11 protein-coding genes are annotated in these 12,201 nt (G+C 56.1%); 9 read left to right on the top strand and 2 right to left on the bottom strand.

All coding sequences use genetic code 11. The annotated features are described in order from the left end of the window. The first annotated feature begins 51 nt into the window (after positions 1 to 51). The 4 genes from mutM (at position 52) to dnaA (ending at position 4,040) form a co-directional block, all read left to right on the top strand. Complete coding sequence (gene mutM, locus LC354_RS15160; RefSeq protein WP_223425207.1) at positions 52 to 903, top strand: bifunctional DNA-formamidopyrimidine glycosylase/DNA-(apurinic or apyrimidinic site) lyase; 852 nt, start codon at positions 52 to 54, stop codon at positions 901 to 903. A 63-nt stretch (positions 904 to 966) separates the two neighbouring features. Next, positions 967 to 1,743 (top strand): enoyl-CoA hydratase, encoded by a 777-nt coding sequence (locus LC354_RS15165; RefSeq protein WP_223425209.1) that lies wholly within the window; start codon positions 967 to 969, stop codon positions 1,741 to 1,743. A 181-nt stretch (positions 1,744 to 1,924) separates the two neighbouring features. After that, complete coding sequence (gene rpsT, locus LC354_RS15170; RefSeq protein ID WP_223425210.1) at positions 1,925 to 2,188, top strand: 30S ribosomal protein S20; 264 nt, start codon at positions 1,925 to 1,927, stop codon at positions 2,186 to 2,188. A gap of 490 nt (positions 2,189 to 2,678) precedes the next feature. After that, complete coding sequence (dnaA, locus tag LC354_RS15175; RefSeq protein WP_223425212.1) at positions 2,679 to 4,040, top strand: chromosomal replication initiator protein DnaA; 1,362 nt, start codon at positions 2,679 to 2,681, stop codon at positions 4,038 to 4,040. Between the two features lie 109 nt (positions 4,041 to 4,149). Here the strand turns inward: dnaA and LC354_RS15180 are convergent, their stop codons facing one another. Next, a complete protein-coding gene (locus LC354_RS15180) occupies positions 4,150 to 4,842 on the bottom strand; it encodes a 1-acyl-sn-glycerol-3-phosphate acyltransferase (RefSeq protein ID WP_223425214.1) in 693 nt (230 codons plus the stop codon). Between the two features lie 284 nt (positions 4,843 to 5,126). Between LC354_RS15180 and dnaN the strand changes: the two genes are divergently transcribed. From dnaN to LC354_RS15205, 5 genes are all read left to right on the top strand, one after another. Next, entirely contained in the window at positions 5,127 to 6,245 is a 1,119-nt protein-coding gene (dnaN, locus tag LC354_RS15185) for a DNA polymerase III subunit beta (protein ID WP_223425216.1), read from the top strand. Positions 6,246 to 6,315: 70 nt separating this feature from the next. After that, positions 6,316 to 7,410 carry a DNA replication/repair protein RecF gene (recF, locus tag LC354_RS15190; protein ID WP_223425230.1) on the top strand — a complete coding sequence of 365 codons (1,095 nt, stop codon included), beginning with the start codon at positions 6,316 to 6,318 and terminating at the stop codon, positions 7,408 to 7,410. Positions 7,411 to 7,816: 406 nt separating this feature from the next. Then, complete coding sequence (gene gyrB / locus LC354_RS15195) at positions 7,817 to 10,234, top strand: DNA topoisomerase (ATP-hydrolyzing) subunit B (protein ID WP_223425218.1); 2,418 nt, start codon at positions 7,817 to 7,819, stop codon at positions 10,232 to 10,234. A gap of 441 nt (positions 10,235 to 10,675) precedes the next feature. After that, positions 10,676 to 11,062 carry a lysozyme inhibitor LprI family protein gene (locus LC354_RS15200; protein ID WP_223425220.1) on the top strand — a complete coding sequence of 129 codons (387 nt, stop codon included), beginning with the start codon at positions 10,676 to 10,678 and terminating at the stop codon, positions 11,060 to 11,062. A gap of 130 nt (positions 11,063 to 11,192) precedes the next feature. After that, the gene (locus LC354_RS15205; protein WP_223425222.1) at positions 11,193 to 11,750 is read left to right on the top strand and encodes a hypothetical protein; all 558 of its coding nucleotides are present in this window, start codon (positions 11,193 to 11,195) and stop codon (positions 11,748 to 11,750) included. A 70-nt stretch (positions 11,751 to 11,820) separates the two neighbouring features. On the opposite strand, the gene LC354_RS15210 is transcribed toward LC354_RS15205, so the two are convergent. Next, positions 11,821 to 12,201: hypothetical protein (locus LC354_RS15210; RefSeq protein WP_223425224.1), on the bottom strand; the 381-nt coding region annotated here is incomplete at its 5' end.

The following is a 12,201-nucleotide window of genomic DNA, read 5'->3' on the forward strand; positions in this document are numbered from 1 at the left end:
GAGCGCATGCGGGCATACACAACGGAGCCCTTTTGCCGCAGGAGGTACGATATGCCCGAACTGCCCGAAGTTGAAACCGTCCGCCGGGGGCTGACCCCTGCGATGGAGGGGGTCGTGATTGGCCGGGCGGAAGTGAACCGGCCCGACCTGCGCTGGCCCTTTCCGCCCGCCATGGCCGCGCGACTGACGGGACAAACGGTGCTGCGTCTGCGGCGGCGGTCAAAATACATACTGGCGGATCTCGGCTCCGGCGAAACCCTTCTGATCCATCTTGGCATGTCCGGGCGCATGCTGGTGTCGGGCGACCCTCTGGGGCAATTCGTGCACGACCACCCGGCGGCTGAAAAACATGACCATGTCGTGCTGCACATGGCCAATGGCGCACGAATCACGTTCAACGATCCCCGCCGTTTCGGTGCGATGGACCTGATGGAGACAGCGACGGCGGATCAACACAAACTGCTCAGCGTGCTTGGTCCCGAACCGCTGGGCAATGATTTCCACGAAAATCATCTGATCCAGGCCTTTGAGGGCAAGAACACGCCTGTCAAATCGGCCTTACTGGATCAGAGAATCGTCGCGGGATTGGGCAATATCTATGTCTGCGAGGCGTTATTTCGTGCAAAGATCGCCCCGACACGCAAGGCGGGCCGGATCGCCAAAGCCCGCGTGGCAACTCTTGTGCCGATCATCCGAAGCGTGCTGAAAGAGGCAATCGAGGCAGGCGGCTCTTCCTTGCGCGATTTCCGCCAAGCCGATGGAGAGCTTGGATATTTCCAACACAGCTTCGATGTGTACGGGCGCGAGGCAGAACTCTGCAAAACGCCCGATTGCGGGGCGCAGATCGCGCGCATCGTGCAGTCGGGACGCTCCTCCTTCTATTGCAAGAGCTGTCAATCATAGCTTGAAACGACGCACCTCCGTGGTAATGCTCCGAATTCAACGGCAACAGATGAAAGCAACCCCATGGCCTATGAGACGATCATCGTCGACGTAGAAGACCACATCGCAACGGTGACACTGAACCGGCCCGATGCCCTGAATGCCATCAACAGCGAACTGATGACAGAACTGGCCGACGCCATGAGCGCGGCCCAATCCAACGATAAAGTCCGGTGCATCGTGCTGACCGGCTCCGAAAAGGCGTTCGCCGCCGGGGCCGACATCGCGATGATGAAAGACAAGACCTATGTGGAGGTGTTTACAGACGACCTCTTTGGCCCCGAAATTGACGCCGTTTCACGGGTGCGCAAACCTGTGATCGCCGCAGTGTCCGGCTACGCGCTGGGGGGCGGGTGCGAATTGGCCATGATGTGCGATTTCATCATCGCGTCCGAAAGCGCCAAATTCGGCCAGCCCGAAATCAACCTCGGCGTGATGGCAGGCATTGGCGGCACGCAACGGCTGACACGAGCGGTTGGCAAGGCCAAGGCGATGGATATGAACCTGACAGGCCGGTTCATGGACGCCAAGGAAGCCGAAGCCGCCGGGCTGGTCAGCCGCGTCGTGCCCACCAAAAAACTGATGGAAGAAGCCATGGGCGCCGCTGAAAAGATCGCCGAAAAGTCGATGATTTCCGTCATGGCCGTCAAAGAGGCCGTGAACCGGTCCTTCGAAGTCCCGCTGCGCGAAGGGCTCCTGTTCGAGCGGCGTGTCTTTCACTCCCTCTTTGCGACCGAGGACCAGAAAGAAGGCATGGCCGCCTTCCTCGAAAAACGACAAGCGCAGTTTCGCGACAAGTAACCGCGCAAAAGGGCTCCCCTGCTTCATCTTGCCCGATAAACTCCGGGGGAGGCGCGGATGCGCCGGGGGCAGAGCCCCCGCCTAACCCCGGTAAATGCGCGCCCGCCTTGACTCGCTGCGCGCACAAGCCTAAGGGAGCGGCTTCTGAAACTACCGCACCAATAGATTGGGACGAGATAACATGGCAAATTCGCCTCAGGCCAAGAAGCGGGCCCGTCAAAACGAAAAACGCTTCGCAGTGAACAAAGCGCGTCGCTCGCGTATCCGCACGTATCTTCGCAAAGTCGAAGAAGCGATCGAATCGGGGGACAAAGCTGCTGCAGAGATCGCACTCAAAGCTGCACAACCCGAGTTGATGCGCGGTGTGACCAAGGGTGTCTACCACAAGAACACAGTCGCCCGTAAAATGTCTAGGTTGTCTTCGAGAGTTAAAACTCTCGCATAACGTGTAGACATTATTGAATAAAAGGCGTCGCAGTTTTGCGGCGCTTTTTTTATTTTGCCCATGAAAACAAGGGAGGTTGCGATTCTTATCATGTCAAGTTTGAAGTTCTATGGACGGCCCGCAGACGAAATTGGTACCCACTACGGAGCGACTCGTATTCGCCTTGGGGGGACAGGCCACGCGCAACCGCAGTTTCAATTGCGGAGCAGCTTGGAACAGGACTGACACGCAAAGTTGGTTCTGGATTTGGGGCGGAATTTTTCTGCTGCCCGAACCTGTCATACAGTTTGGTATGCGGAACGGCATTCTTCAACGGGAGCGGGTTATACGCTCGTTGCTGCATGCCAGATCTGTGAGCAAATTTCGATCCGGACCCGCCCAACGCAGGCAGCGGGGCAGTTCCGGTTCGCCCAAAGCTGATCGGATCGCCATTTTTCAGCGCGCAAGGGCCGCTGGAACACAGGATGACTGAAGGGACGGTAGGAAAATTATGACGCAGGAAAAATGGGGACAGCTGAGGCAACGGCTGCTCAAGACAGTGGGCCAGAACAACTATACAACATGGATTGAGCCCCTGAAATTTCGGGATCTCAACGATGGGATCGCGACCTTTGATGTTCCGACGAACTTCATGGGAAACTACGTCAGCCAGAATTTCTCCGACTTGATCCTGCACGAGTTGAAATCCGAGAATGACACGATCCGCCGCCTGAGCTTTGCCGTGCCTGCCAACAGTCAAAACCGTCCAAGCGCCGTCGACCAGTCCGCCAGCCCTACCATCGCCACCGCGCCAAAAGCCGCGCAGTCTGCATTGGCGACCGCACCGCTGGACCGCAGGTTTACCTTTGACAGCTTCGTCGTGGGCAAACCGAACGAATTGGCCCATGCCGCCGCACGTCGCGTGGCCGAAGGCGGTCCAGTCACCTTTAATCCGCTGTTCCTTTACGGTGGCGTTGGCCTGGGTAAAACGCACCTGATGCACGCCATATCCTGGGAATTGCAGACCCGTCGGCCGGACCTGAATGTGCTCTACCTGTCTGCCGAGCAGTTCATGTATCGCTTTGTGCAAGCGCTGCGGGATCGCAAGATGATGGACTTCAAGTCGATCTTCCGCTCGGTCGATGTGCTGATGGTCGATGACGTCCAGTTCATCGCGGGCAAGGACAGCACCCAGGAGGAATTCTTTCATACGTTCAACGCCCTCGTGGATCAGAACAAGCAGATCATCATTTCCGCCGATCGCGCCCCCGGCGAGATCAAGGACCTGGAAGATCGCGTGAAATCCCGGTTGCAATGCGGATTGGTGGTCGACTTGCATCCTACCGATTACGAATTGCGGCTCGGCATTCTGCAAAGCAAGGTCGAACAGCAGCAAGTCAACTATCCGGACCTCAGTGTGGACGACGGCGTGCTTGAATTTCTTGCGCACCGCATTTCGACCAACGTGCGTGTCCTTGAAGGTGCGTTGACGCGGCTGTTTGCCTTTGCATCCTTGGTGGGCCGCCCAATCAACCTCGAATTGACGCAGGATTGCCTTGCTGACGTTCTGCGCGCCTCAGAACGCAAGATCACCGTCGAAGAAATCCAGCGCCGGGTCTCCGAGCATTACAACATTCGCCTCAGCGACATGATCGGCCCCAAGCGCCTGCGCAGCTATGCCCGCCCACGTCAGGTGGCGATGTATCTGTGCAAACACATGACATCGCGATCGTTGCCCGACATTGGCCGACGCTTTGGTGGCCGCGACCACACGACGGTCATGCACGGCGTCAAACGCATCGAAGAATTGAAGCAGCAAGACGGTCAGATCGCAGAAGATCTTGAACTGTTGCGCCGTTCGCTGGAAGCGTGAAACAATCCAGTTTCGGCGAAAATGGCGTCCTCGACTGATGCCGCCATTTTTTGTGGGTACGTCGGTTTCAGAAACGCCCAGCTAAAGTGCCATGTCACGCCGAATGCCATCAGGCGTTCAGGCGGTCCTCCAGCATCTTGTTGAAGGCCGCCATATCCGCCGACGTATCAAGATCAGTCAAAGGCGAAATGTCAACGCTGACGTGCCTGCGCCCTTTCTGGATCCCGAGGAAACTCCAGAACAGGTCATATATTGCGAACTGAAATTTGCCCAATCCATCGAGTTTGAGCAACATGACCGGCGTGTCCGGCTCTGCCCGCAGGATGTCGTAAACACCTGACAAATATGGTTCCAAGATCTCGCGTTCTTGCTGTCGGACCCTGCCTGCAGGAAACAGAAGAACAGAATTTCGGTTGGCCAGAACTTTATGTACAATTTTAAGTGCATCAGCTTTGCGGGCCTGACGTTTTTCATGCGGCCATGATTTCGGCGAACTCATCGGGATCGCGGATGCCACATACATCGGCAAGAACTGCGCCCAGTTGTAATACTCGTTGTAATGGACGGTCGGGCGGATTCGCATCGTCGAATACAGAATCGCGGCAATCAGCGGCCCATCGTGACGGCTGACATGAGTCGCCAGGATCAGGGTTCCGTGCTGGCCCTGCAGCAGGTGCTTGTTGGCGCAGCTGACATTGTAGAAGAGCGTATAGTAGGTTCTGACGAGAACAAACAACGAGTGCCGGACCCATCTGCCAAGCGTGGCATCGACAAAGCGTATCAACGGTCGGCGTTTGTGCAAATCTGAGCCCCTCATATTATGCCTTGTTCCAGCGCAGTATTGACGCGATGCCTTTAACACGCCCTGTTTAGCATCGGGTGTCGTGAAACACCTAACGGGGCGACACGAAACACCCGATTGTCGCTTTGTCTTGTTGCAGGTGCGCATGCATGGCGCTTTTCGTGAGGCAGAATGTGCGCTTGACTTGACGCCCCCGACGATCCGGCAGACAAAACAACTAATTGCTTGTGAAGCGCTGTGTTTGGGATAGTGTGCCCATCCCGGTGATTGGTGGGAGACGGACCATGAAAATCAGTGTCGAGCGCGCTGCGCTGCTCAAAGCAGTCAGCCAAGCGCAATCGGTTGTCGAAAGACGCAACACGATCCCGATCCTTGCAAACGTGCTGATCGAGGCCGAGGGATCGGATGTGACCTTCCGTGCCACGGATCTGGACATCGAGGTGGTCGACCGGGCTCCGGCACAGGTGGAACGCGCAGGTGCCACGACTGTGTCGGCGACCACGCTGCACGAGATTGTGCGCAAGCTGCCGGATGGCGCGCTTGTCACGCTGACCGCAGACAGTGCCGCAGGGCGATTGACCGTCGAGGCCGGACGGTCAAACTTCTCGCTGGCCACCCTGCCCAAAGAAGACTTTCCCGTCATGGCATCGTCTGAATACGCGTCAAACTTCTCAATCGCAGCGCCTAAATTGCGCCGGCTGTTCGACAAGTCGAAATTCGCCATCTCGACAGAAGAAACGCGATACTACCTCAACGGTGTCTATATGCACATCGCGCAAGGGGATGACGGCACCGTTCTACGCTGCGTTGCAACAGATGGGCACCGTTTGGCCCGGATCGACAGCGACATGCCAGAGGGTGCCGCCGATATGCCCGGTGTGATCGTGCCCCGTAAAACCGTCGGCGAATTGCGCAAACTGCTGGACGATGACGAGATGCAGATTGCCGTTTCGGTCTCGGAAACCAAAGTTCGGTTTGCCACGCCCGAAATCACCCTGACGTCCAAGGTGATCGACGGCACATTCCCCGATTACACGCGCGTTATTCCGGTCGGGAACACCCGCAAGATGGAAGTGGATGCCAGCGACTTTGCCAAGGCGGTCGACCGCGTCGCAACTGTGAGTTCGGAACGATCCCGTGCAGTAAAACTGCAACTCGACGAAGACAGGTTGATCTTGTCCGTCAATGCGCCCGACAGCGGTGCCGCCGAGGAAGAATTGGCGGTTGCCTATGCAGACGAGCGGTTGGAGATCGGTTTCAACGCCAAGTATTTGCTGGAAATTGCCAGTCAGGTGGACCGTGAAAACGCCGTGTTTTTGTTCAATTCATCCGGTGATCCGACCCTGATGCGCGAAGGCAATGATCTATCCGCAGTTTACGTCGTTATGCCGATGCGCGTGTAGTAGATTTTTCGACGAAAAATCTTGCCTCCGGCGGGGATTTTTTTGAACAGAGAAAGGGGTGAGCCTGACAATGTTCTTGTCTGCTTTGACCCTTTCGCACTTTCGGTCCCACAAGATGGCCCGGGTTTCGGTTGATGCGCGCCCGATTGCGATTTTTGGATCAAATGGTGCGGGTAAAACCAATATTCTTGAAGCTGTTTCGCTAATGTCACCCGGCCGTGGCCTGCGCCGTGCGTCGGCCTATGACATGACACGGCGCCCCGAAGCCCTGGGCTGGAAGCTTGCTGCTGTGTTGCATGCGCAACGGCAACTTCACGAGATCGAAAGCTGGTCGGAGAATGGCGCGGCCCGCCAGGTGAAAATAGATGGCAAAGCAGCGGCACAGACCGCATTGGGGCGTATTTCGCGTGTCTTGTGGCTGATCCCGTCGATGGACCGACTTTGGATCGAGGGCGCGGAAGGACGTCGCCGTTTTCTGGATCGAATGACCCTCAGCTTTATTCCGGATCATGCCCAAGCGTCGCTGGACTATGACAAAGCCATGCGCGAACGCAACCGACTGCTCAAGGACATGGTCCGCGACCCGCATTGGTATGCAGCCCTTGAGGCGCGCATGGCGGAGACCGGCACTGCAATTCATACCAACCGCAGGACAGCCTTGGCAGAACTGGAATTGGCCCAGACGGGCGCCGAGACGGCCTTTCCGGCAGCGACGCTGAGCTTGCTCCCCGGCGAGCTGGGCCTCCCGGATAACGTAGCGGATTTCCGGGAAGCGATGGCCAAGAACCGCGGGCGTGATCTTGCCGCCGGGCGGACGTTGATTGGACCGCATCGCACCGATTTGTATGGTGTCTACGCCGCCAAGGACGTGCCTGCCAAGGATTGTTCCACCGGTGAGCAAAAAGCCCTTTTGGTGTCGTTGATACTCGCCAATGCACGCGCTTTGACCCAGCGGTTTGGTGCACCGCCCCTGTTGTTACTTGATGAGGTGGCCGCCCATCTCGATGCGGACCGCCGCGCAGCACTTTATGACGAAATCTGCGCCTTGGGCGCACAGGCCTGGATGACCGGCACAGAGCCCGCACTTTTTGATCATCTGGGAAGCCGGGCGCAATACCTGCATGTTTCCGAAACAGATGGCACGCGTCCCGTCGATCTGCCGTAACAATTGAGACCTGGGCACGCCTTGCTGTATGCTAGGGCATTGCTGGTCCTGTTTTGCCCCTAGGCCGGTCCGGCTTGACCTCATCACGTGCACGGTTTCGGGCGGCTTCACACTGTAAGGCAACTGGCATTTGCGTCGGCCTGCGCGCTGTGTCGTGGCCGTAATCGTGGCCCATTCTGTGAACTTGCCTCTGTCGTCAACCTCGCCATGGCGGTTTCATTGACCGCACCCGGCGATTGATTGCCAGCACGCATGCGTTGCGCCGGATGATCATTTCGGCGGATATTTAGCTGATCAGTGTCGGCGTGATCATCCCTTGGACCTGACACACAAAATCTTGTGTCATTTGCGTGACAATCCCTGTCAAAAACCGTATATTCGACCGGTAATACGAAGGGGCCTTCACATGGCAGATATCGAGCAAAACCCCGAAGAATATGGTGCAGATTCCATCAAGGTTCTCAAGGGCTTGGAGGCCGTACGGAAGCGTCCGGGTATGTATATCGGGGATACCGATGATGGTTCTGGTTTGCACCATATGGTTTATGAGGTCGTGGACAACGGGATCGACGAGGCGCTGGCCGGTCATGCGGACGCGGTAACCGTTACGATTCATGCGGATTCATCCGTTTCGGTCAGCGACAACGGGCGCGGTATTCCGGTTGGCATTCACGAAGAAGAAGGCGTTTCCGCCGCCGAAGTCATCATGACCCAACTGCACGCCGGTGGTAAGTTCGACAGCAATTCCTACAAGGTGTCCGGCGGCCTGCACGGCGTGGGTGTGTCGGTGGTCAATGCGCTGTCGGACTGGCTGGAATTGCGCATTTGGCGCGGCGGCAAGGAGCACATCGCCCGGTTCGAAGGCGGCTTTACTGTCAAGCATCTCGAAGTCGTTGGCGACAGCAACGGTCACACCGGCACCGAAGTCCGCTTCATGGCGTCGACCGATACGTTTTCCAACCTCGAATACTCGTTCGAAACGTTGGAAAAGCGTCTGCGAGAACTGGCTTTCCTGAACTCCGGCGTCCGGATAATTCTGACGGACGAACGCCCCATCGAGCCGCTGCGCTCTGAGCTTTTTTACGAAGGTGGTGTGAAGGAATTCGTCAAATACCTCGACCGCTCCAAGTCCTCAGTGATGCCGGAACCCATCTTTATCACCGGTGAACGGGACGACATCGGCGTCGAAGTTGCGATGTGGTGGAATGACAGCTACAACGAAATGGTTCTTCCCTTCACCAACAACATTCCGCAACGCGATGGCGGCACGCATTTGGCGGGCTTTCGTGGCGCGTTGACCCGGACAATCAACAACTACGCCCAGACCAGTGGCATCGCGAAAAAGGAAAAGGTCAGCTTTACCGGCGACGATGCGCGTGAGGGTCTCACCTGCGTTCTGTCGGTCAAAGTGCCTGATCCGAAATTCAGCAGCCAGACCAAGGACAAACTGGTCAGTTCCGAAGTCCGGCCCGCTGTCGAAGGTTTGGTCAATGAAAAGCTGGCGGAATGGTTTGAGGAAAACCCCAACGAGGCCAAGATCATCGTCGGCAAGATCGTCGAAGCTGCCCTCGCCCGCGAAGCCGCGCGCAAGGCCCGCGATCTGACGCGGCGCAAGAACCCGATGGACATGAACTTCCTGAGTTCCAAGCTCAAGGATTGTTCTGACAAGAACCCGGCCAACACCGAAGTCTTCCTCGTGGAGGGCGACAGCGCCGGTGGATCCGCACAAACCGGGCGCGACCGAAAAACGCAGGCAATTCTACCCCTCAAAGGCAAGATTCTGAACGTTGAACGGGCTCGGTTTGACCGGATGCTCGGCAGCCAGGAAATCGGCAATATGGTCATGGCGCTTGGCACCGGCATCGGGCGGGATGAATTCGACATCTCAAAGCTGCGCTACCACAAGATCGTCATCATGACGGATGCGGATGTGGATGGGGCGCATATCCGCACGCTTCTGCTTACGTTCTTCTATCGTCAGATGCCCGAGTTGATCGAGGGCGGCTACCTCTATATCGCCCAACCGCCCCTGTACAAGGTGGCGCGCGGCAAGTCCGAAGTCTACCTCAAGGACGAAGCTGAAATGCAGGATTATCTGATCCAACAAGGCATTGATGGAGCGATGCTGCGCCAGGGCAATGGGGAAGAGATTGCGGGCCAGGACCTGATCCGCGTCGTCGACGAAGCGCGGCAATTGCGCCGTGTGTTGCAAGCCTTCCCCACACACTACCCCCGCCATATTCTGGAACAGGCGGCCATCGCCGGTGCCTTTGTGCCCGGCGCGATCGAGGCCGATCTGCAAGGTGTGGCAGATCGCGTCGCAGATCGTCTGAACCTGATCGCGGTGGAATACGAACAAGGCTGGACCGGCCGCATCACGCAGGACAAGGGCATTCGACTGGCGCGGATTCTGCGCGGTGTCGAAGAAGTGCGCACGCTGGATGGCCCGATGCTCCGTTCTGGTGAAGCCCGCAAGACCGGTACGTTTACGCAGTCCCTGCAAGACGTGTACGGCACTCCAGCCACCCTGCATCGCAAAGAGCGCACGCAGATGATCATGGGCCCCATGGACCTGCTTGATGCGATCCTGCAAGAGGGTGAGAAAGGGCTTTCGCTGCAACGCTACAAAGGTTTGGGCGAGATGAACCCTGACCAGCTTTGGGAAACCACACTTGATCCGGACGCACGGACGCTGCTGCAAGTCAGAGTGGAGGATATGGCAGATGCCGACGATCTGTTCACAAAGCTGATGGGAGACGTTGTAGAGCCACGTCGCGAATTCATTCAGCAAAACGCACTCAGCGTTGAGAATTTGGACTTCTGATTGTTTTGTAGGGGTGCGTATAACGTTACATTCCGTCCATTGATTTCATTGAAGAAATTCGACGTTCTTCGCCCATAAGTCTACACAACATTTGCGCATAAAATTACACGATTTGCCCATAAGATTACATCCTCGCTCAATTCTCTTTGGTTTGAGTCGGTTCGGGCTTTTCGTACTCACCTTACGCACATGGTCACTCAATTAAAGATTGCAATTTTGGATGCAATGATCAATCCCGGCCACTCAAAATAGGTTAGAGAGCCCTTTGGTGCATCGAGTACGTGGCTGTCATCAGAGAGCCTTCTTGGTCAATCCTTCGATTAGGTTCAGTCCCAGCGCTGCGAGCATGATCGAGGTAGTCGGCAAGTGTGGTGCTATGTATGGTTAGACTTGCACCAGACGTTCGCGTCAGAGGACGTCAAAACCATTGGGGGTGCCGTCATGAGAAATCTTGCAGCAACTTTGTTCTTATTGTTGTGCCTATCGAGCATCGTCTCGGCTGATCCGGCAACAGAATGCGGCGGAAGCAGTCAGGTCGAGGTTGGGGATTGCGTCGCTGATACGTTGCAACGGGTCAATACGACGGTCGACATCTATTTGGGCTTTGCGATGAGTTCTGCGGAAGAACTTGATGAAGTTACTGGCCGAAAAGTGGCTGTACCGGCTCTGGAAGCAGCACAGGCGACTTGGTCGGCCTATCGCGATGCCCAATGCGGCTATGTCGGGGCGACGTTTGGAGGCGGGTCCGGGACAGGAATTGCGATCAATTCTTGCAAGATCGAGCTTGGTCGGAACCGGGCAGAAGAGCTTATGCGCTATGTCCAATGAAGAACGTATGCCATCATGTGCGGGTCGTGAACATAGGGCGCACCAAGATGAGCTGGGTTTCCTCTGGCGATTGTCCTGAATATCATGACGTTAATATCCGCATTGATGGACTTTCTACAGGCATGGAATGATGAGCAGGACGAAGAAATCATGGAAAGACATCAAGCCTGTGCTGTCGAGGTTTTCCTCACCCCAATTGTTGGGTCTTGTGCAGGATTTATACCGTTTGAATGCTGAGAACGCCTCGTTCATGCACGCCCGTTTCCTGAGCGATGACACGAAAAATGACCACCTGGCCCCGTACCAGGCACGGATTCAACGGGCCATCTGCCCAAAGCAGCCCTGGAAGCAGGATGTGAAATTGGCCGAAGGGCGAAAAGCCATCAGCGAGTTCAAGAAAGCCAATGGTAACATCCCGGATTTGCTGACCCTCATGATCTACTACGTCAAATGTGGGAATGATTTCACCCTTGAGTTCGGCGACATCGACGAGGCTTACTATGACAGCTTGTGTTCAATGTTTGCAAAAGTCGTTCAAACACTGCTGGCACAAAATGATAGGCAACTTATAGTGGATTTTTTACCTGTCCTAGAGACGGAATTTCGCCGTGTTGATGATAAAATCGGCTGGGGATACCCTGACGAACTGTCTGATCATCTCGCCGACCTACGCGATGCATTCGAATAAGAGACTTGTCTCTGCGAACTCAAAAGCATCGACGGGCGGACCCGTATATTGATCCGCCCAATTCGTTCGGTCAACTTTCCACATACAAGACCAAGGTGTCTGGGCGCACTCCATCATGTTTCATAGCTTCTGCACCGGCGTCGGTTTTCATCATTGCGTCAAATGCATCCATGTTGTTGACCTCCATGTACAATGCTAGCCGGTTCGCGTTTCCCGGTAGCACGAACGTCCTTATATCAGTCGCTATTCCGGCAAAAACTTCGGCTCGTTTAGGAGAGGCTAACCAGTGGGCGACATCATTGACTTCGTGTGTGGCAATAATCTTTGGCATTATGCATTTCTCACTTTCAATCGCGCGTGTCGTCGACTTGATGGTATCCGTCTGGTGTCGGCGCGGTTTCAGGCCTTTTCCGGCTGCCAGTTCCACGGCATGAGTTCGTCGATGCGATTG

It is taken from the genome of Tateyamaria pelophila (assembly GCF_019966495.1).
GTDB lineage: Bacteria > Pseudomonadota > Alphaproteobacteria > Rhodobacterales > Rhodobacteraceae > Tateyamaria > Tateyamaria pelophila.

Excerpts from the sequence above, each read along its gene's own strand:
- LC354_RS15200 (WP_223425220.1), top strand. The coding sequence starts at position 10,676 with ATGAGAAATCTTGCAGCAACTTTGTTCTTATTGTTGTGCCTATCGAGC.
- recF (WP_223425230.1), top strand. The coding sequence starts at position 6,316 with ATGTTCTTGTCTGCTTTGACCCTTTCGCACTTTCGGTCCCACAAGATG.
- gyrB (WP_223425218.1), top strand. The coding sequence starts at position 7,817 with ATGGCAGATATCGAGCAAAACCCCGAAGAATATGGTGCAGATTCCATC.
- dnaA (WP_223425212.1), top strand. The coding sequence starts at position 2,679 with ATGACGCAGGAAAAATGGGGACAGCTGAGGCAACGGCTGCTCAAGACA.
- LC354_RS15165 (WP_223425209.1), top strand. The coding sequence starts at position 967 with ATGGCCTATGAGACGATCATCGTCGACGTAGAAGACCACATCGCAACG.
- mutM (WP_223425207.1), top strand. The coding sequence starts at position 52 with ATGCCCGAACTGCCCGAAGTTGAAACCGTCCGCCGGGGGCTGACCCCT.
- LC354_RS15205 (WP_223425222.1), top strand. The coding sequence starts at position 11,193 with ATGAGCAGGACGAAGAAATCATGGAAAGACATCAAGCCTGTGCTGTCG.
- rpsT (WP_223425210.1), top strand. The coding sequence starts at position 1,925 with ATGGCAAATTCGCCTCAGGCCAAGAAGCGGGCCCGTCAAAACGAAAAA.
- dnaN (WP_223425216.1), top strand. The coding sequence starts at position 5,127 with ATGAAAATCAGTGTCGAGCGCGCTGCGCTGCTCAAAGCAGTCAGCCAA.